This is a genomic window from Candidatus Kinetoplastibacterium crithidii, from assembly GCA_027557655.1.
Taxonomy (GTDB): Bacteria; Pseudomonadota; Gammaproteobacteria; order Burkholderiales; family Burkholderiaceae_B; genus Kinetoplastidibacterium; species Kinetoplastidibacterium crithidii_C.
In genome coordinates this window covers 653,438-673,193 of the sequence record CP064915.1, presented here as the reverse complement: position 1 = coordinate 673,193, position 19,756 = coordinate 653,438, and the positions used below count along the sequence as shown (strand labels likewise).

General features: G+C 29.5%; 18 protein-coding genes, 1 tRNA gene and 1 pseudogene. 7 read left to right on the top strand and 13 right to left on the bottom strand.

The window, feature by feature from the left end; translation table 11 throughout:
- Positions 1 to 58: 58 nt before the first annotated feature.
- The 5 genes from I1N47_03140 to I1N47_03120 all read left to right on the top strand — a co-directional run bounded on the left by I1N47_03140 (position 59) and on the right by I1N47_03120 (position 3,793).
- On the top strand, positions 59 to 1,306 hold the full coding sequence (locus I1N47_03140) for a serine hydroxymethyltransferase (GenBank protein ID WBF65415.1): 1,248 nt from the start codon (positions 59 to 61) through the stop codon (positions 1,304 to 1,306).
- 93 nt (positions 1,307 to 1,399) lie between these two features.
- Complete coding sequence (nrdR, locus tag I1N47_03135) at positions 1,400 to 1,846, top strand: transcriptional repressor NrdR (GenBank protein ID WBF65414.1); 447 nt, start codon at positions 1,400 to 1,402, stop codon at positions 1,844 to 1,846.
- Positions 1,847 to 1,876: 30 nt separating this feature from the next.
- Positions 1,877 to 3,028 carry a bifunctional diaminohydroxyphosphoribosylaminopyrimidine deaminase/5-amino-6-(5-phosphoribosylamino)uracil reductase RibD gene (gene ribD / locus I1N47_03130; protein WBF65413.1) on the top strand — a complete coding sequence of 384 codons (1,152 nt, stop codon included), beginning with the start codon at positions 1,877 to 1,879 and terminating at the stop codon, positions 3,026 to 3,028.
- Positions 3,029 to 3,047: 19 nt separating this feature from the next.
- Entirely contained in the window at positions 3,048 to 3,668 is a 621-nt protein-coding gene (locus I1N47_03125) for a riboflavin synthase (protein WBF65412.1), read from the top strand.
- A gap of 34 nt (positions 3,669 to 3,702) precedes the next feature.
- Positions 3,703 to 3,793: transfer RNA gene (locus I1N47_03120), tRNA-Ser, on the top strand.
- A 7-nt stretch (positions 3,794 to 3,800) separates the two neighbouring features.
- On the opposite strand, the gene I1N47_03115 is transcribed toward I1N47_03120, so the two are convergent.
- The 4 genes from I1N47_03115 to gloB all read right to left on the bottom strand — a co-directional run bounded on the left by I1N47_03115 (position 3,801) and on the right by gloB (position 8,631).
- Positions 3,801 to 5,639 carry an ABC transporter ATP-binding protein gene (locus I1N47_03115; protein WBF65411.1) on the bottom strand — a complete coding sequence of 613 codons (1,839 nt, stop codon included), beginning with the start codon at positions 5,637 to 5,639 and terminating at the stop codon, positions 3,801 to 3,803.
- Positions 5,640 to 5,732: 93 nt separating this feature from the next.
- On the bottom strand, positions 5,733 to 6,509 hold the full coding sequence (locus I1N47_03110) for an SDR family oxidoreductase (protein WBF65410.1): 777 nt from the start codon (positions 6,507 to 6,509) through the stop codon (positions 5,733 to 5,735).
- A 42-nt stretch (positions 6,510 to 6,551) separates the two neighbouring features.
- Entirely contained in the window at positions 6,552 to 7,826 is a 1,275-nt protein-coding gene (locus tag I1N47_03105; GenBank protein WBF65409.1) for a transglycosylase SLT domain-containing protein, read from the bottom strand.
- Positions 7,816 to 8,631, bottom strand: coding sequence for a hydroxyacylglutathione hydrolase (gloB, locus tag I1N47_03100; protein ID WBF65408.1), 816 nt, complete (start codon positions 8,629 to 8,631; stop codon positions 7,816 to 7,818). Before gloB ends, I1N47_03105 begins: the two co-directional genes overlap by 11 nt.
- A 166-nt stretch (positions 8,632 to 8,797) precedes the next feature.
- Here gloB and rnhA point away from each other — a divergent pair, with 166 nt between their 5' ends.
- A complete protein-coding gene (rnhA, locus tag I1N47_03095; GenBank protein ID WBF65407.1) occupies positions 8,798 to 9,250 on the top strand; it encodes a ribonuclease HI in 453 nt (150 codons plus the stop codon).
- A gap of 25 nt (positions 9,251 to 9,275) precedes the next feature.
- Entirely contained in the window at positions 9,276 to 9,992 is a 717-nt protein-coding gene (gene dnaQ, locus I1N47_03090) for a DNA polymerase III subunit epsilon (GenBank protein ID WBF65406.1), read from the top strand.
- A gap of 80 nt (positions 9,993 to 10,072) precedes the next feature.
- Here dnaQ and I1N47_03085 read toward each other — a convergent pair whose 3' ends face one another.
- The 9 genes and pseudogenes from I1N47_03085 to I1N47_03045 all read right to left on the bottom strand — a co-directional run bounded on the left by I1N47_03085 (position 10,073) and on the right by I1N47_03045 (position 19,723).
- Positions 10,073 to 11,614, bottom strand: coding sequence for a TAXI family TRAP transporter solute-binding subunit (locus I1N47_03085; GenBank protein ID WBF65405.1), 1,542 nt, complete (start codon positions 11,612 to 11,614; stop codon positions 10,073 to 10,075).
- Positions 11,614 to 12,828, bottom strand: coding sequence for a sodium/glutamate symporter (gene gltS, locus I1N47_03080; GenBank protein WBF65404.1), 1,215 nt, complete (start codon positions 12,826 to 12,828; stop codon positions 11,614 to 11,616). The genes I1N47_03085 and gltS overlap by 1 nt, the downstream gene beginning before the upstream one ends.
- Positions 12,829 to 13,421: 593 nt before the next feature.
- Positions 13,422 to 14,228 (bottom strand): alpha/beta hydrolase, encoded by an 807-nt coding sequence (locus I1N47_03075; GenBank protein WBF65403.1) that lies wholly within the window; start codon positions 14,226 to 14,228, stop codon positions 13,422 to 13,424.
- Positions 14,229 to 14,266: 38 nt separating this feature from the next.
- On the bottom strand, positions 14,267 to 14,893 hold the full coding sequence (locus I1N47_03070) for a hypothetical protein (protein ID WBF65402.1): 627 nt from the start codon (positions 14,891 to 14,893) through the stop codon (positions 14,267 to 14,269).
- A 43-nt stretch (positions 14,894 to 14,936) separates the two neighbouring features.
- The gene (locus I1N47_03065) at positions 14,937 to 15,422 is read right to left on the bottom strand and encodes an OmpA family protein (protein ID WBF65401.1); all 486 of its coding nucleotides are present in this window, start codon (positions 15,420 to 15,422) and stop codon (positions 14,937 to 14,939) included.
- Complete coding sequence (locus tag I1N47_03060) at positions 15,419 to 16,699, bottom strand: PD40 domain-containing protein (GenBank protein WBF65400.1); 1,281 nt, start codon at positions 16,697 to 16,699, stop codon at positions 15,419 to 15,421. Before I1N47_03060 ends, I1N47_03065 begins: the two co-directional genes overlap by 4 nt.
- Positions 16,700 to 16,706: 7 nt before the next feature.
- A pseudogene (locus I1N47_03055) lies at positions 16,707 to 17,177 on the bottom strand (hypothetical protein).
- Between the two features lie 114 nt (positions 17,178 to 17,291).
- Positions 17,292 to 17,942 (bottom strand): hypothetical protein, encoded by a 651-nt coding sequence (locus I1N47_03050; protein WBF65399.1) that lies wholly within the window; start codon positions 17,940 to 17,942, stop codon positions 17,292 to 17,294.
- Between the two features lie 53 nt (positions 17,943 to 17,995).
- The gene (locus I1N47_03045; protein ID WBF65398.1) at positions 17,996 to 19,723 is read right to left on the bottom strand and encodes a proline--tRNA ligase; all 1,728 of its coding nucleotides are present in this window, start codon (positions 19,721 to 19,723) and stop codon (positions 17,996 to 17,998) included.
- Between the last annotated feature and the right edge of the window lie 33 nt (positions 19,724 to 19,756).

Here is a 19,756-nt window from a genome sequence, read left to right as displayed (position 1 = left end):
GCCAAGTTAAAAAATAAATGCAGTATTTTTTTATAAATAGTAAAGAAGGGGAGCTGTTATGCTTGAAAACAATCGTACTATAAGTCAAATGGATCCAGAATTGTGGAATGCCATTCAAGAAGAGGCAGTTCGCCAGGAGCAACATATAGAGCTTATTGCATCTGAAAATTATGCCAGTAAAGCTGTTATGGAGGCACAGGGATCTTGTCTAACTAATAAATATGCAGAAGGTTATCCTGGTAAGAGATACTATGGTGGTTGTGAATATGTTGATATAGTAGAGCGTTTAGCTATAGATAGGCTTAAAGATTTATTTGGAGCTGAAGCAGCTAATGTGCAGCCAAACTCAGGATCTCAAGCAAATCAAGGTGTATATAATGCTATTTTAAAGCCTGGTGATACAGTTCTTGGGATGAGTCTTGCTGAAGGAGGTCATTTAACTCATGGCGCTTCTGTTAATTCGTCTGGAAAAACTTATAATTTTATATCATATGGCTTAGATGAAAATGAAGTATTAGATTATAAAAATATTGAAATTTTAGCTAAAAAACATAAGCCAAAGCTTATAGTAGTAGGAGCTTCTGCTTATTCATTACAAATAGATTTTGAATATTTATCTAAGATTGCTCATGATAATAATTCATTATTAATGGCAGATATTGCTCATTATGCAGGATTAATAGCAGGAGGAGTTTATCCTAATGCTGTTCCTTATGCTGATTTTGTTACATCTACTACACATAAGTCTCTTCGTGGTCCTAGGGGTGGCGTTATAATGATGAAATCTCAGTATGAACGTATTATTAATTCTTCTATTTTTCCAGGAATTCAGGGAGGACCTTTAATGCATGTAATTGCTGGTAAAGCAGTTGCCTTTAAAGAAGCTCTTGATCCAAGTTTTAAACAGTATGCCAAACAAGTGTTAAATAACTCAAAAATTATGGCTGATACTTTAGTAAAAAGAGGGTTGCGTATTGTCTCAGGGAAAACAGAAAGTCACTTAATGTTGGTAGATTTAAGGTCTATAGGAATAAGTGGTAAAGATGCAGAAACATCTCTTGGAAAAGCTCATATCACAGTAAATAAAAATGCTATTCCAAATGATCCAGAAAGTCCATTTATTACTAGTGGTATTCGTTTGGGAACTTGTGCTATTACTACTAGGGGCTTTATAGAGTCAGATGTCGAGCTTACTGCAAACTTAATCGCCGATGTTTTAGGTAATCCATATGATGATACAAATATTAATAATGTACGTAAGCAGGTTCATGAGTTAACATCTAGATTGCCTGTCTATAAAATATAGTTATGCTAATTTTTTAATTTTTTGTATAGTCATTAGCTAGTTTTTTTAAGGTATATGACTATACAAATAGTTTTTTATAAAAGTTTATTTTTTATGAGGTGTCCTTTTTGTTGTCATTGTGAAACGCAGGTTATAGATAGTCGTGTTTCAGATGATAAAGATTCAATTCGAAGAAGAAGACGTTGTCTTTTATGTGACAAAAGATTTACTACATATGAGAAAGTTGAGTTATTTTTTCCTTCTGTAATCAAAAAAAATGGATCAAGATGTGATTATGATGTTAGTAAATTACGTAGAAGTATTTTTATAGCTTTGCGCAAACGCTCTGTAAATTCAGATGATTTAGAAAAATCTGTGTTTAATATAGAAAAATTGATATTGTCAAGTGGTATGCGCGATGTAACAACTGAGTATATTGGGGAGTTAGTTATGCATGAATTAAAAATTCTGGATAAAGTAGCTTATATTAGATTTGCTTCAGTTTATAAAAGTTTTAAAAATATAGATGAATTTATAAAGTTAATACAAGAGGTAATATAGTTCTTATTAAATTTTTAGCAAAATCATTTTATGTCTCATTTATATAATTTTCCTGATGAATTTTGGATGTCTAAAGCTTTAGATTTGGCTAGAGAATCTGCTTGTATAGCATGGCCAAATCCAAGTGTTGGTTGTGTTATAGTAAAGAACAATTTTTGTATAGGTAAAGGTTCTACTCAGTCATTTGGAGGATCTCATGCTGAAGTATGTGCATTGCATGATGCTATTAGCAAACAGTATGTTTTGGAAGGATCTACCATATATGTAACATTGGAACCTTGTTGTCATTATGGAAAAACTCCACCGTGTGTTAATGCTTTATTAAAAGCAAAACCAAAAAGTGTTGTTATAGCTGTATTAGATCCAAATCCATTAGTAAATGGTAAAAGTATACAAATATTGAGATCAGCTGGTATAAATGTAAAAATAGGGGTTTGTGCAGAAGAGGCAATATGGTTAAATATTGGTTTTTTTTCTAGAATTATAACATGTCTACCTTGGGTCAGAACAAAAATAGCATCATCGTTAGATGGAAGAAGTTCTTTGTATAACAAAAAGTCACAATGGATAACATCAGAAAATTCACGCAAGGATGGTCATTATTGGAGAGCTCGCAGTGGAGCTATATTAACAGGTATAGGAACAATAATAAATGATAATCCTATTTTGACAGTTAGGCATTTTCCAGTGTCTAGAAATCCTATTAAAGCAATTATAGATAATACATTTTTAATTAATTCTAATGCAAATATTTTTGATGGTTCCAGAGTGGTTATATTTACAACCATTGATAATAAAGAAAAAGCTAAAGAGATTCTTGATAAGAATGGTGAAATAGTTATAGTAGATAGTATAAGTAAAAATTCAAACAGTATAAATTTATCTAGCGTAATGAAATGGTTTTCTAAAGATTGTGTTAATGAAGTCCATGTTGAAGCAGGGCCAGGATTAAATGGAAAACTATTAGAAAATAGTTTTATAGATGAGATTTTATTATATATTGCTCCAATTCTGATTGGTGATGCAAATACATTTATAAAAAAACCAGCTATAGATTATTTAGAAGATGCTGTTGTTTTTTCGACTCTCGAATCTAAATTAATTGATAATGATATAAGAATAAGGTTATATAACCATAATAGATGGAATTTAATAAAAGAAAAATGCATTTGTAAGAAATAAATTAATAACGGATTTTATTATGTTTACAGGGATAATAGAAGATATTGGTTTTATAACTAAAGTATATAACGATGAGAATTTAAAAAATATTAGTAATGGTATTAGATTATTTATAGAAGTCAACAATATAGACTTAAAGAGTATTTCTATAGGAGATTCTATATCTATACAAGGAGCATGTATGACTGTTACTAATATAGAAGGCAAGGGTTTTTATGTTGATATTTCTCAAGAAAGTTTGAAATGTACAGTAGGCCTTTCTTCAGTAGGGGAAGTTAATATTGAAAGAGCTTTAAAATTAGAGTCAAGAATGGGTGGGCATATATTATATGGTCATGTAGATTGTATAGGTAAAGTATATGATTTTAGTCCTTGTGGTGAATCTAAAGAATTGCTTATAGATATTCCTACAGATTTTTCTAAATTTCTAGCTTATAAAGGATCTATAGCAATTAATGGAGTTAGTTTAACTATTAATTCAGTTATGGATTACAATAATTTTTCTAGAATTACGATCAACATTATTCCACATACTCAGATTGCTACTACTTTATATAAATTATCAAAAAACGATTTTGTAAATATAGAAATAGATAGCATTGCTAGATATGTTGAACGAATTTTGACTTTTAATAGATAAAATATGCTATAATAAAAGTCCTTGTGTTTCAGTAGGACAGATGGCCGAGTGGTTGAAGGCGCACGCCTGGAAAGCGTGTATACGTTTATAGCGTATCGGGGGTTCGAATCCCCCTCTGTCCGCCATAGAATATTATTTTGTAAGATATCTAGATTGTTTATCCCAAAGTGTTTGGTATATTCCTTCTTTTGATACTAGTTCCATATGTGTTCCTGAGTCAACAATTGTTCCTTTACTGACTATAATAATTCTATCCATTTTGAGAATGGTAGATAGTCTATGAGCGATAGTTATAACAGTCTTGCCAGTCATCATATCTTCTAAATTTTGTTGAATTATAGATTCAGTTTCAGAGTCTAGAGCTGAAGTTGCTTCATCTAATATGATTATTGGAGAATTTTTTAGCAGTGCTCTGGCAATAGCTATCCTTTGTTTTTGTCCTCCAGATAGTTTTATACCTCTTTCTCCGACATGTGCATCTAGTCCAATATTTCCATTAGTATCCTTAATACTATATATAAAGTCTAATTTTGTTTTTTTTATTACATTATCTAGTTGCTCTTCTGATATATTATTAGCTCCACAAATAAGATTATCTCTTATAGACCTATGTAGTAGAGAAACATCTTGTGTGACTACACTTATTTGTGATCTTAAACTATCTTGAGTAACATATTTAATGTTCTGTCCATCTATACATATAGATCCATTTTTTACTTCATGTAATCTAAGTAATAAATGTATTAATGTTGATTTACCTGCTCCAGATGGTCCAACTATAGCTATTTTTTCTTTTGCTTTGATTGTTAATGTTAGGTTTGTTATAACCTCATGTTTTTTTTCGTAAGCAAAAAATACTGAATCAAATTTGATTTCTCCATCCGTTATTTTTAAGACTTTTGATTTATCAAAATCCTCAATCTCTCTAGATTGAGATATTGTTCCAATACTATCTTGTACAACTCCTACATTTTCAAATATATTTTTTACTACCCACATTAGCCAACTTGACATATTATTTATTCTTATTACTAAGCTTATAGCTAAAGTAATAGATCCTAAGGATATTATGTTTTTGCTCCATAACCATAATGCTATACCTGCTGTTGATACTATTAATAGGCCATTAATAGCAGTTAGTGCTGTATCCATTTCCGTTATAAGTCTTAAAGCTAATTGATGTGTTTTTATTTGTTCTATCATGGTGTTTTTAGCATATTCTTCTTCTTGTTTTGTGTGTGAAAATAGTTTAATAGTAATTATATTTGAATAAGTATCTACAATTAGTCCAATTAATTTAGATCTAGTTTCAGATGATATAGCAGAGCGTTTTTGAATTAGTGGAATATAATGCATAAGAAAGAATACATATATAACGATCCAAATTAATAAAGGAAATATTAAATGCCAGTCAGTTTGTAAAAATATGAATATCGCACTGCTTGTATAAACAACTACATGCCAAATTGCTTCTATTGCTTGTATTGCCGAATCTCTTAATGCAGCGCCAGTTTGTATCACTCTGTTAGATATTCTTCCAGCAAAATCATTATAGAAAAAACTAATACTTTGTTTAAGAATATATTTATGATTTTGCCATCTTATTAATGCTGCCATATTAGATGTAATGGTTTGTTGAACTAGCAGGTCATGCAAAGCGAATATGATAGGTCGACATACTAATATTACTAACGTCATTAACAATAATTCTTTATAATGCGTTCCAAATATTTTTTCAGGATTACTTGATTGAGCCAAGTCTATTATATTTGCTACATATTTGAATAATGCAATTTCAACTAAAGAAACTCCCAGTCCTATAAAAAGCAAAATTATCAAGATCGTTTTTATTTGTTTTAAGTAGTAGTAAAAAAACGAAGATACTTTATACGGAGGTGGAATATCTGGTGTCTCTCTGAATGGATCAATCAGATTTTCAAAATATGAAAAACATGACTTTTCATCAGACATAATACTTCCCTGGATAAATTATAATTAAAGTATTTAATAATATAACATTAAAGCTGATTTTCCAAAATACATGTCATAGTTAGTTTATATTCTCTAGCATAATCCTACTATATTAGAAAATCCAGCATCTACGTGTATTATTTCACTAGTTATCCCAGAAGATAAATTTGATAATAAAAAAGAAGCTACGTTCCCTATATCTTCTGTTGTAACATTTCTTTTGAGTGGTGCGTTATTTTCAACAAATTTTAGTATATTTGAGAAATCTTTTATCCCACTTGCTGCTAATGTTTTTATTGGACCAGAAGATATTCCATTGATTCTTATTCCCCTGTATCCTAAATCATTAGCTAGATATCTTATGCTTGATTCCAAAGAAGCTTTTGCTAGTCCCATCATATTATAATTTGGTACAAATCTTTCAGATCCTATATAACTTAGCGTAACTATAGATGCATGTGTATTCATTAAAGGTAGTAATGTTTTTGTTAAAGCAGGTAAACTATAGGAAGAAATTTCATGTGCAATACGAAAATTTTCTCTATTGCATCCGTCTAAGAATTTATCTGATATAGAGTCTTTATTTGCAAAAGCTATTGAGTGGACTAAACCATCTAAATTATCCCAATATTCTGAGAGTTTAGTTTTTAATTTTTCTATAGAATCATCACTACTTACATCACAAGGTAAGCATATTTTGCAATCTAGCTCTCTAGATAATTCTATAACACGATCTTTCATCCTATCTGTTACATATGTTAGAGCTAATTCTGCTCCCTGATTTTTACAAGACTTTGCTATTCCATATGCAATAGAGCGGTTTGATATTACACCTGTAATTAAAATTTTTTTTGATTTTAGAAGCCCCACATTCTACTCCTATTTAATAGGTTAAGATTAGTTTTTGTTAAATCATCCCTTACAAGGCAATTTTATTTTTTTGCCATGTTTAATGCGATCATCCTTTAGTCTATTTAAATAGCGTATTTCTTTGACAGTTGTATTATGTTTTTTTGCAATTTTTGATAAATTATCTCCAGGGAGTACAAGATAATCATAAGTTTTTTTATTTGAAGAAATGACATTTTTTTGTTCTATTAATAATAGTTGTCCCGAAGCTGTTTTTTGTTGAGTTCTTATGTTGTTGATCTTTTTTAGTTTTATTTCAGAAACTCCAAATTTTTTAGCTATTGAAAAAAAAGTTTCACCATCTTTGGATTTATATATTTTCCAGTTGCTTAAGTTATCTGTAAATTTTTTTAAATTTATATGAAATTTATCTATATTTTTTGCTGGTAATAAAATTGTTTGTGAATGTTTAGAAGATATTACTGGTCTGTTATGAGATGGGTTGAGAGCTTTAAATTCTTCAAGGGATATTTCTGCTAATTTTGCAGCTACTTCAATATCAATGTCTCTATTTTTCTTTACTGTTTGAAAGTATGGTTTATTTTCGACCCTAGGTAGATCAATTCCATATTTTTGTGGGTTTGTGATAATATTTTTTACAGCTTGTAGTTTTGGTACATAATTAGTAGTTTCTTTTGGAAGTTGAAGATTTATATATTTTGTAGATTTATTAGATTTTTTATTTTTTTCTATAGCTTTTTGTACGACTGATTCACCACAATTATATGAAGCTAGCGCAAGGTGCCAATCACCTTGTCTCTTATATAGAGATTCTAAGTAATCTAAGGCGGCATATGTTGATATTATTGGATCTCTTCTTTCATCTAACCACCAATTTTGTTTTAAATTGAAGTGTTTGGCAGTCCTAGGAACAAATTGCCATAATCCGGAAGCTTTATTTTTTGAAATTGCAGAAGGATCATAAGCACTTTCTATAAAAGGCATAAGAGCTAATTCAGTTGGTAAACCTCTATTATTTATCTCATTAACTACAAAATATAAATATTTCACAGATCTCTCAGCGATACGTCTTATAGATTCAGGATGCTCTTTGTAATACTGAGTCCATTGTTTTGATAGGTTGTTGTTTAAATTAGGAATTTGGAAGCCTTCTCTAATTACATCCCATATATCATCAGTATTACTACTAGTATTGTTAGAAAGAATTATACTTTTTAATTGCCCTATTTGTGGACGTACAAGCATAGTACACCCTGTTATAAGGACACATATAAATATAAAATAAAACTGTATAATTAAATTTTTTTTAAGACGCATTTTTCCATTTTCTTAATTCTATAAAGACATCTATTTGTGATTGAAGTTGGATTTTAGCATGCAAAGAGGCTGATTTGATGATATTGATATAATCTGTTCTTAGGAATGGGTTAATATATAACTCTTTAATAATGGAAGATGGTAATGTTGGGTAACCATATTTCCTTAGTAATTTTGCATGTTTATAGCAAAATTGCAAGTATTTGTTATCTTTATCAACATTCATTGCCCAAATTAAGTTGCTTATAGTATATTCATGGGCACAGAAAATTATGGTATTTAGTGGTAGCTTACAGAGTTTTTTAAGTGAATTAAACATTTGTATGTAATTGTTTTCTAAAACACGTCCACATCCAGCTGAAAATAGGACATCGCCACAAAATAGAACTTTGCGATTTTTAATTGTTTTTCCATAAAAAGCAATATGATCATCAGTATGACCAGGAACATCTATTATTTTTAATTTAAGATCTAGTTCACGTAATTTTATAATATCATTTTCTATCAAATGATTGTTACAAAATGGTAATTTAGATTTTTTTGATGCAAATACGGGGATATTAAACTTTTTAGATAGTATTTCTACACCTGCTGTATGATCTTTATGATGATGAGTAATTAGTATGGCGATAAGTTTTAATGAATATTTTTCTATAAATTCTAATACTACTTTATAATCACCAGGATCGATTACTGCAATTTTTCCATTTTTTATGATAGACCATATGTAGTTATCTTTAAAGGCTTTTATTGGAATAATTCCTCCAAAGCTTATAATTCTTTTTAAAAACTTTTCATCTAACATTTATGTGTCCTATATTTCTTAGATTATTTAATTCTATTAATTTTAAATTTAAATAATCTATTTTATATAACTTATATTTTTATCTATAAAGAATCCAAGTAAAGTATATAATATATACATTATAATTTGACTGTAAGTCTATCTACTTATTAATTTATATAATTCTATGACAAATAACGTTAATTATGTTGAAATTTGGACCGATGGTGCCTGTAAAGGAAATCCTGGCATAGGAGGATGGGGTGTTGTTATCAAATGGCCAGATGGAAGAGAAGATAATATTTACGGGGGAGAAAGTAAAACAACAAATAATCGTATGGAGTTATTAGCCGTAATTAATGGATTAAAGAAATTAGGTAATAGTAGTTATATGGATATAGCAATCTATACTGATTCTAAATATGTTATGAACGGAATAACTAACTGGATAAATAGTTGGAAACATAAAGGTTGGAAGTTATCAAATGGTAAGGATGTGAAGAATAAAGATCTTTGGGAGTCTTTAGATGAATTGTCAGGAAATTATAATATTAATTGGAATTGGGTAAAAGGTCATTCAGATAATTATGGAAATAATAAAGCTGATAGGTTAGCAAATATGGGTGTGGAAACTATATAAAGATTTATTTGAAAGTTTAATTGTTATGAGACAAGTTGTTTTTGATATTGAGACCACAGGATTGGATGTTTCAGATGGGCATAGAGTTATTGAAATAGGATGTGTTGAAATAAACAATCGTATTATTACAAATAATTATTTGCACTTATATATTAATCCACATAGAGAAATAGATGCTGGTGCTTTATCTGTTCATGGTTTAACAAAAGATTTTTTATCAGATAAACCAGATTTTGCAGACGTAGTTTTGCAATTTCTTGATTTTATTAATGATGCTGAAATTATAGCTCATAATGCACAATTTGATGTGAAGTTTCTAAATAGTGAATTGGATAAATTAAATTTAGGGGATTTATCTAATTATTGTAGAAGAATAACAGATTCACTATCTTTGGCTAGAAAAATAAGACCTGGTAAAAGAAATTCTTTGGATGCTTTATGTGATCATTATGGTATTTCAAATTTAGAAAGAAAGATGCACGGAGCTTTACTTGATTCTAAGCTTTTGTCACAAGTTTGGTTGGCTATGACCAGAGGACAAAACGAGTTTTTAATTGATGACTGTGAAAGAAATACTAAGTCTAACCAGGTTATAGATAATTATGAAAAATTATCATTACCAGTAATTTTTGCGAAAGAAGAAGAAATTAATGCACATCAGGAATATTTGAGAAATATGGAGAAAGAATCTCCTGATAGTGTTTTATGGATAGAGTTAGATAAAAAACTTAAAGAATCGTAAATAAAATGGTTTGATAACTATTTTTAATTATTTTATTATTATATTTTTTAATATTATCGATAATTATCAAACCATATGTTTTAATTGTTAATTGGTTGTTTTTGTATTTTTCTAGGTAGGACAGCTCTCGGTAATGCAGTATGAGCCATTTTTCTTAAAGCCTCATCTGCTCCAGGATGGATTGGAACTGTAAGACATATTTTTGAAGTTGTGACTGATACCTGTGCCCCTTGTGCTGATCCTGCAGCTAATAGATATTGACCTGCCTTATACACAGCATTTGCCATGTTTTCAGCTTCAGCTACAGTAAGTTCAGAAGTAGTTAGCATTAATGCTGCTGTCCCAACAGTTGGAATTCTTTTGCTTTGATTAGAATATGTTCCTCCAGCTATATTTAAAGATAATAGCGCTGGATTATTTTGTATTAATCTTTTTACTGCTAATGGTTCCAGTGGAAGAATTCTTAAGTTAGATTGAGTCATAGCTGCTCTTATTGGGGTTGCTGGAACTCCAATAATTTGAGTTACCGCATCAATTTCTTCTTTATTAAGCTGTTGTAACGAATTAGTAAAAGGTGCATCTATAACTTTATAATCTTTATGAGCATGTAGTCCATGCGCTGCCAATATTTGTTCAATAGTTGTCCTTCCCCCAGATCCATCTGGTCCTAGAGATATTTTTTTACCTTTAAGATCCATTATTCTTTTTATTTCTGAATCTTGTCTGACTATTATATGCGCTAATTCTGGATAAAGACTTCCAAGAGTACGTAGTTCAGCAAAAGGACCATGTCCTTCAAAAGGACCTGTTCCATTATATGCCATTAAAGCAATATCGGCAGGAGCCAAGGCTATAGTTGCATTTCCTGTTCTCAGTAAATCAATGTTTTCAGTGCTACCACTTGTTATTAATGGTATCATTTTTACTTGATTTCTTTGTGTAATATCGGCTATTGATTGAGCAAAGACTAGATATTCACCTTTGTTTGGGCCACCTGCAAAAGGATATCCATCTTGCAATCTTGCTAATCTACCGTTTATTCTTGTAACTGAACGCTCCAATTCTTGTTGCACGACTTTTTGTGCTGTTTTTGAAGAAGTATAAGGAATCGAGGTAGTTATTGTATTTAAAGTGCTTAAAAGTCTTTCTGTTGCAGGTTTTTGCAATCCTGATTCTATAGATTCTTCTGTTGTATAGTTATCAGAAGAGACTCTCTCCCAATTGCTACCGTTTTTACGGTATATAGCAGTTGCATGTGCTATGATTCTATCACCAGCTTTGTTACCACTTGAATCTACTCCTATAATGCTTCTAGGGCCAGCTCCCATTAAGGTTACTAAAGCAGCAGCTCCTGGTTGATCCCAAGCCCCTAGGTCTATATTTTTATTGGCCTCTAATATTACATCATAATAAACTACTCTTCTGTTTTCATTGGATGGTGCTGTACTATCTATAGCACTACCCATTCTATTTAGTGTTACTATCTTAAAAGAATTAGCTCCAAAGGTTTCTTGGAGTCTTTTGTTTAAAGTGCTATATAATTCACTAGAACTAGGTTTTCTCTCGCAGGCAGCTAGAATAAAGCATAATGACAATAACAATATTTTTTTAAAAAAATTCATTATACTCCTCCAATACAAGGTAATGATATTAGAGCTGTAAGGACAATCACATTCATAATATCAACTAGAAAAGCTCCAGTTAAAGGAATTACAATAAATGATTGTGGGGCATTTCCATGTCTTCCTGCTATTGCCTGCATATTAGCTATAGCAGTGGCTGTAGTTCCTAGTCCTATACCACAAAATGCTCCTGCCATAACTGCAGCCTCATAATCTTTTTTTAGAGCTTTAAATACTACTAAACAACAATACAAGGCACAAACTATAGATTGTATTACGAGAATAAATGCTAAAGGACCTGCTAATCTAGCTGCGCTAGCTAAATCTAAAGTCATCATAGTTAGTCCTAAGAACAGAGATAACATGACGGTACCTAGTATTTCTGTTGCTTTATCATTAAGCTTGAGCCCAGAAATAGGACCAAGATTTCTTACTATAATACCTATTGCTAAACACCATAGAAAATTAGGTAGGCTAACATTAGAACTTCCTACTAGTTTAGATAAGTATGTTCCACCAACTAAAGTAATTAAAGCAACTGTTAACGATGTTATAAATTCTGCTGGGGTTAATTGTTGTGTATTATTTTCCTTCTCACTTACCTCACCATCAGTTTTTGCTTTGATTCCTTGTTGCTTTGGAGTAACTATTTTATTACGTTTTATTAGCCATTCCGAAATAGGTCCTCCCAAAACTCCACCAAATACAAGTCCAATGGTAGCAGAAGTCATTGCTAATGCTGTTATGTTTTGAATATTGTTGAAATCAGCAAAGCGTGCTGCATAAGCAGCACCAGTACCATGGCCACCAACTAAAGTTATTGTTCCGCCAACTAGACCCATTAATGGGTGCATATCTAACAAATTTGCTAATCCTAATCCTACCATATTTTGCAAAAGAAGAAATGGTGCTAAAACTAATATTAATCTTATTAGTCTAGACCCTCCTTTTGCTAATAGTTTTAAGTTTGCTGTTAAACCAACGCATCCAAAGAACAATAATAAGAAAGTTGGTTTAATGGCAGTATCAAGATATATTTGAATACCAAACCATGCAGATAATATTTGCGTCATAGTAGCAAAAATAAGTCCTCCAACTATAGAGTCAGGAACACTATATTTAGCTAAAATTGTAATTCTTTGTGTCAAATAGCGCCCACTAAGCAAAACAAGACAGCAGGCAAGTAGTGATTGTATTAATGAAAGCGAAATCATGTGGGCCTTTATTATTTTATGGCTTATTTAAAAAAAACAGATTAACTTATTCAATATTATTGAGATAAGTACTCTGAGCCATTACAAACAAAAATAATAAACAAGTTCAATATTTTAACAAAATGTTTCCTATTTATAGTGACTTGTTTTGATTCAGTGCTAATACTTTTCAGTCTTTGGAACCAGTATTGAACACATATGGCTGTTGTACAGCTTTTATAAGCATAGAATTTTTTATTTCTTAATTCTATTGTCATTTCTTTTGTTGTATTTTGTTTTTAAATTATGTATTAAAAAAATTAACTTATGATTATAACAAAACTTAACATTTTAATATGCAGAAATCATATTTTATTGATCAATAATGTTTGATAAAGCAGAAATAAATATTAAGTTGTATAAATTAACTAATTTGTTTATAAAACAAATTTTTAATTAAGTTATTTTTTACGTCGTAACATAATAGCAAACATGTATAACAAATTCACTATATTTAGACTTATGTTTTCCAAGTTATATTATTTATTTAATAAATATTGTTTACTACATTAACATATTTGAATTTAATTCTATACTTAGAATTATATAAAAATCTAGTGCGAATTTTTTATCAAAAAATTGCAAACATGACTATTAAATATTTTTGGGCTTCCAATATTCATACCATGTGAAGATCCAGCAATATTTATTCTTGTATTATTAGGTATAATTTGTTGTAATTTATTCAGTATTTCTGGGTAAGGACTTGGGCTTAGTGAGCCTCCAATTAATAGAGTTGGCATTGAAATATTAGAAAGGTTTTCTATATTTAGAATCAAAGGCGGTTCTTTAGATTGTGCAATAAGAGTATTTGCATTATCAAATACCATTTGTTTAAACCAACTCACCATTTTTGCCCAGGTATTTTTCCCACTGACAGTGTCAATAAATAGTTGCAAACCTTCTTCTTGTCTATTTTCAGTAACTAACTTGCTAGATCTAAGTCGAAAATTATTTCTATCTTCAAATATATTATCCATACCTTCTATTTTAAATCCTCCAGGATCTGCTAGTATGAGTTTGTCTACTATATTTGGCTCTTTAATTACAGTTTCTATTGATATAGCGCCTCCTCTTGAGTGTCCTAGTAAATAAACAGGACGAGCAATAATTTTTTTTATGAAAGATATTAAGTCATCAGAATGTTGCTGTATAGAGAAGCTTTCATCGTTACTATTGCAATCGTTTGGCCAATAATGTCTCAAGTTTATTAGATAAACTTCAAAGAAGTTACTAAAAATATCTATCTGTTTTTTCCAGTATCTGCTATCACATAATGAACCATGTACCATGACAATAGGCTTGCCTTTGCCAATTTTATTGTAATATAACGTATAATTATTAATTTCTGTTGCAATCATAATAGCATTAATTTTTTTATGGATATTTGTTTATAGTGTTAATTTATCATTTTTAGTTTCTTTTCAGCTTTTAAAGAAACTTCTGAATTTTTATATTGTTTGATAATTGTTCTTAAAATCTCTGTAGCATCTGAGATATCGTTCATAGCTATTTTGTTGTCTGCAATTATCATTAGAGCTTCTGGAATTTTATTTGTTGAGTTATTTCTAATGTAGCTTTGTAGTTGTATTGTTGATTCTTTAAATTTGCCAAGTTTATATTTGCAAACTCCAGAGTAAAATTTAATTTCATTTATTAGTTTGGTATCATAATTTATTTCCAAGATTTTATTAAATTTTTCCTCAGCTTCTGAGTATTGTTCTTTTTTCAATAGATCTAGAGCGGTTTTGAATTCTTCTTCTAAGATATCTTTTGGTTTTCTTTCTGAAAGAACTATTTCAGAACTTTTAGAGTTATTGTTTTCTATAGAATTATTCTTAATAATTTCAACTTGATTTAGAATGTTTGCTAGTTCATGTTCTAGCATATCAAGACGATTCAGCAATTCCAAATTGGATTTTTTTATGTTCTCTATCTGTAGTTGTAGATCATTATTTTTTGATGCGGCATATCCAGGTTGTGGTATTAGAATAAAAATTAGTATGGATGATAGCAGTTTTTTCATATGTAATGTATTTATATATAAATTTAGCATTTCTAGTAAACATTTATTTATAACACATAATGTCAACTCGTCGATTTTTTGCCAAATTTTCTTCACTATAATTAGAATGGTCTAGTATAGAATTTATTTTACCGAGACTTATAACCTCAATTTGATTATCGCTGATTCCTAAAACTTTAAGTATTTTGTAGACAGCATAAGCTCTGCGTTGTCCTAGAGCGAGATTATATTCGACTCCTCCATTCTGATCTGTATTTCCAATAATCTTGATTTTTAAAGAAGGCTTATCTGCTATTGAAAATACAAAATTTTCTATTTCTGTTATGTAGTCATCAGAAATAATATAACTATTTTTATCAAAGAAAATATGAGTTTCTTTCATGGTTTTATTTGCTTTGTTTATCTTAGTATTATGATAAAACTCATGGAATGAACAGGATGTTACTGTAATACTTAATAAAAGCAAGATAATAATAGTAATGCTTTTATTTATGTGCGAATTGATACTATTAATTGATCTGTTTTTCATTTAATTATAGGTCCCCAAGAAGGATCAAATATTTCATAATTTGAATTCTCTTGAATTGTTTTTATTTGTGAATTAGATAGTGATATTTGAGTTATAGAATTCATGCCTTTGTTATTGATATAGGAGTATGTTAGATATTCTCCATTTGGTGATATAGATGGAGATTGATCATATTTGCCTGATGTAATTAACTTTTCTTTTTTTGATGATAAATCCAGAACGCATATATTAAAAGCATTATCAACTTTTTTTACATAAATGATAATGTTTTTATTAGGAGTCGCTATAGGAGATCCATTGTAATCTCCATCAAAAGTAAGTCTTGTGATATTTTGACCATACAAATCAGTTGAATATATTTGATAACTACCGCTTCTATCACTGGCAAAAAAGATATTTTTACCATCAGCAGAAAAGCAAGCTTCTGTATCACATGCTGATGATTTAATTAATCTTCTAAAAGAGTTTGTTGGAACATCTAATATGTAAATCTGAGATAAGCCGGTCTCTGTCATAGTTAGAGCTATTTTCTCTCCGTCTGGAGACCAAGATGGAGCGCTATTGCTTCCTTTTTGATTCGCTATAATAACCCGATTAGATGTGAATAAATCATGCATGTATGTTATGGCTCTACCAGTTTCAAAACTTACATAAAGAATTTTGCTTCCATCTGGAGACCATTTTATTGATGTTATTGGTTTCAATGATCTGAGTGCTGTTTGGTGATTTTTGCCATCATGATCTGCAATTTGCAATTCGAAAATATTATTCTTTTTAACTATATAAGCTAAGCGTGAATTAAAGATTCCTTTATTTCCTGTGCTTGCTTCATATATTCTATCGGATATTGTATGAGATATTCTTATAATATCTTTTATTGACCCAGAGAATGATACTTTGTCTAGGAGGTTTTCAGAATTCTCAAGAGTGAAATTTATTTCATAAAGGTCATCTTGTAGATGATTTACTTGTATAGATACCATGTAGTCGAAGTTATTTTTTTTCAGGAATCTATTATAAATATTCTTTTTTTCATCTTTGTTTGAAATTTTTATTATCTTAAATTTATTTGTGCTTAATAAATTATTTTGTATTGTTTCTATAACTTTTTGTCCTTCGTATGTATTGTTATCATATTCATGTATTTTAATATTAAACTCTTTTGTTGCTGATTGATTTTTATCTATGTGTAGTTGTGCAGTTGCTTGAGTAAGGTATGAAACGATATATAGAAAAAATAACATTACTAATATCAATTTTTCTTTGCGAATATTCATTTTTTTCCTATTCTTCGAATGTTTTATATATTATATGTAGTTGATAGTCTTCATCGGAAACTTCTTTTTGTAGAAACTCTTCACATCTTAAAATGCCTATTTCTACAGCTTTATCTAAGGTTGGATTTTTAGACGATTTTATCAAAATTAATTTATTTGGTTCAGTTTTTTTATTTTTTTTAAATAGGAACTCTATTGATTTGTTATTCTCTAATTGTTGATACGAAAATCTAGGGTAGACTATTCCTGAGAGAATACATGTTTTTATATCATTTTTAGTTTTTTTATTTAAGCTGGTTTTTTGTAAATATAGAGTTGTATTAGTTTGATTTTTATATTTTGTTTCCTCATTATTTTTTGATGTGTACATATCAATCTGTATATATACTAATAATAAATATAGCAAACTTATGAAATTAAATGTTTTTTTATGTTTAATAATTTTCATCTTCTAGGGCAACAATAAGTATTTAACCATATATAGATATGAATTCCTACAACACTCTATACAATAGGCTAGAGTTTAAATATCTAAAATTAATTAACATAAAAACATACCTTGTTTTACTAATGCTGTCTGTATAGGATGTTCTTATTTATTTTTAACTATATTTTGTCTTTGTATTATAGTTAGAAACTCTTTTATAAAAATTTTTGATTCCATCGAATATTTTTTTATCATTTTTATGATGTATATATAAATTGTTTCTGACAATGATGAGACTAATATAGTTATCATGAGCAATAATATTGACTCTATTGCTCGAGGTGTAAAGAAAGCAGAATCAAGATTTTGTTGTTTGAAAAAATAGTTAATTATTTCAACATTATGCATGATGAATCCTAATATACCTATATAGAAAACACTATTGATCAGAGTATACATTACATCAATATTATCTTGGATATTTATTATTTCTTTTATTAAAGTTGCTTCCATAGCATTCTTAGCAGAATTATTTCTTTCTAAAAATTGAGCTCTTGAAAATTCAGTCATTCCCAATTCAAAAATTTTGGCTATAGAGGCTTTGTCTTTTATATTGTAATTCTTCTTCTGTAGGTCTATTAAGTTTATTCCAGACCAGAATTCTTTTGTGAATTTTTTGTTATTATTTGAATTAGTATTTAACCTTATTATAGTTTTTATTGCGGTTCTAAGGAATAAAGCTACAATTAAAAATTGATAGATAATTATAATTTTTGATATTAAACTTAGATTGTAATAGGCTAAAATTAGAGACATGCTTATGCCTTGTTTTTATATTGTTTTAGGAAATGTTATTAAAGTATTACTTTTTACAAAGTATTCAAAATTTTTATGACTTCTTGCAATGCGAATTCTATGGGGATTTTTATTGAATCATTTGGTAATTTTCTAGTCTTAATTTCAATTAAATTATGTTCTAAATCTTTAGGTCCTATGTTAATTCTACAAGGTATTCCTATTAAATCCCATTCTGCAAACATTATTCCTGGTCTGATATTTCTGTCATCGAGAATTACATCAATATTATTTTTTTTTAGAATATTATATATTTGTATTGATATGTTCTTTACATTTTCATGTTTCCATCCTATTGGGCAGATAACTACCTCAAATGGAGCTATAGGTTTTGGCCATATTATTCCTAGACAATCATTATTCTGTTCGATAGCAGCAGCCATTATCCTAGTTATTCCTATACCATAACATCCCATTTGCAAATACTCTTTTTCTCCAGATTTGTTTAAAAAAGATGCTCTTAAATCTTGAGAGTATTTTGTTCCCAGGAAAAATATATGACCAACTTCTATTCCTTTTTGTAGAGAAAAAGACCCATTGCCATTAGGCAATGGGTCTCCTTCAACGACATTTCTTATATCTGCAACTATATCTGGTTCTTTAAGGTTTATTGACCAATTGACTCCAGTATAGTGAGCATTTTTTTTATTAGCTCCACAAACAAAATCATTCATATTCGCAACTGTCGTATCTGCCACAATAAAGATTGGCTTTGCTGTATTGATAGGTCCAATATATCCTGGAGGACAATTAAAATATTCTTCTATTTCATTTGGTGTTGCAAAACGATAATTATCTATTCCTAGTATTTTTTTTGTTTTCACTTCATTTAATGAATGATCTCCTCTAATTAAGAGTAAGAAGATGTTTATTATATTATTATTTTCACTTGCCAAAACAATAGATTTGATTGTTTTGGTAATCGGTATTTGCAAGAATTTTGATAGTTCTTCACAGGTCGTTATTTCTGGAGTTGATACAAGCGTTATTGTTTCTTCTGCTGATAGTCTTTTATTTAATAAGCAGGGAGCTATCGCTAATTCTAGATTGGCTGCATAATTTGATTCTTTATCATAGGCTATTATGTCTTCTCCTGTTTCTGCTAGCACATGGAATTCGTGACTGTATGTTCCGCCTATAGATCCAGTATCAGCAGAAACAGCACAGAAATTGAGCGACATTTTTCTAAAAATTTTTGAATAAGTTTCGAACATAACATGATAGCTTTTTAAAGCATCTTCTTGACTAATATCAAAAGAATAAGCGTCTTTCATTATGAATTCTCTGCTTCGTAACATGCCAAATCTTGGTCTTACTTCATCACGAAATTTAGTTTGAATATGATAAAAAGTTAAAGGCAATTGTTTATAGCTGTATATTTCATTTCTAGCTATATCCGATATAACTTCTTCTGATGTTGGTTGTAATACGAAGTGTCGGTTATGCCTGTCTTTAAATCTTAGCAATTCAGGGCCATATTCCTCTATTCTTCGAGATTCTTGCCATAGTTCAGCAGGTTGTACTATAGGCATAAGTATTTCTATAGCACCAGAATTTACCATCTCCTCTCTGACAATTTTTTCTATTTTTCTTAGAACTCTTAAGCCTATGGGCATTATATTATAGATTCCTCCTGCTAATTTTCGTATCATCCCAGATTTAATCATCAGTTGATGACTTATAATTTCTGCTTCAGAAGGTGTTTCTTTTGCTGTGTGTATGTGATATTTAGTAGCGTACATATTTTCTGTAGTTATTTAAATGTTTATAATAAT

What these genes read in the sequence shown, in the direction of transcription:
- I1N47_03045 (WBF65398.1), bottom strand. Translation starts at nt 19,723, where the DNA reads ATGTACGCTACTAAATATCACATACACACAGCAAAAGAAACACCTTCT.
- I1N47_03125 (WBF65412.1), top strand. Translation starts at nt 3,048, where the DNA reads ATGTTTACAGGGATAATAGAAGATATTGGTTTTATAACTAAAGTATAT.
- I1N47_03085 (WBF65405.1), bottom strand. Translation starts at nt 11,614, where the DNA reads ATGAATTTTTTTAAAAAAATATTGTTATTGTCATTATGCTTTATTCTA.
- gloB (WBF65408.1), bottom strand. Translation starts at nt 8,631, where the DNA reads ATGTTAGATGAAAAGTTTTTAAAAAGAATTATAAGCTTTGGAGGAATT.
- I1N47_03115 (WBF65411.1), bottom strand. Translation starts at nt 5,639, where the DNA reads ATGTCTGATGAAAAGTCATGTTTTTCATATTTTGAAAATCTGATTGAT.
- ribD (WBF65413.1), top strand. Translation starts at nt 1,877, where the DNA reads ATGTCTCATTTATATAATTTTCCTGATGAATTTTGGATGTCTAAAGCT.
- I1N47_03140 (WBF65415.1), top strand. Translation starts at nt 59, where the DNA reads ATGCTTGAAAACAATCGTACTATAAGTCAAATGGATCCAGAATTGTGG.
- rnhA (WBF65407.1), top strand. Translation starts at nt 8,798, where the DNA reads ATGACAAATAACGTTAATTATGTTGAAATTTGGACCGATGGTGCCTGT.
- I1N47_03060 (WBF65400.1), bottom strand. Translation starts at nt 16,699, where the DNA reads ATGAATATTCGCAAAGAAAAATTGATATTAGTAATGTTATTTTTTCTA.
- gltS (WBF65404.1), bottom strand. Translation starts at nt 12,828, where the DNA reads ATGATTTCGCTTTCATTAATACAATCACTACTTGCCTGCTGTCTTGTT.
- I1N47_03105 (WBF65409.1), bottom strand. Translation starts at nt 7,826, where the DNA reads ATGCGTCTTAAAAAAAATTTAATTATACAGTTTTATTTTATATTTATA.
- dnaQ (WBF65406.1), top strand. Translation starts at nt 9,276, where the DNA reads ATGAGACAAGTTGTTTTTGATATTGAGACCACAGGATTGGATGTTTCA.
- I1N47_03075 (WBF65403.1), bottom strand. Translation starts at nt 14,228, where the DNA reads ATGATTGCAACAGAAATTAATAATTATACGTTATATTACAATAAAATT.
- I1N47_03065 (WBF65401.1), bottom strand. Translation starts at nt 15,422, where the DNA reads ATGAAAAACAGATCAATTAATAGTATCAATTCGCACATAAATAAAAGC.
- I1N47_03050 (WBF65399.1), bottom strand. Translation starts at nt 17,942, where the DNA reads ATGTCTCTAATTTTAGCCTATTACAATCTAAGTTTAATATCAAAAATT.
- nrdR (WBF65414.1), top strand. Translation starts at nt 1,400, where the DNA reads ATGAGGTGTCCTTTTTGTTGTCATTGTGAAACGCAGGTTATAGATAGT.
- I1N47_03070 (WBF65402.1), bottom strand. Translation starts at nt 14,893, where the DNA reads ATGAAAAAACTGCTATCATCCATACTAATTTTTATTCTAATACCACAA.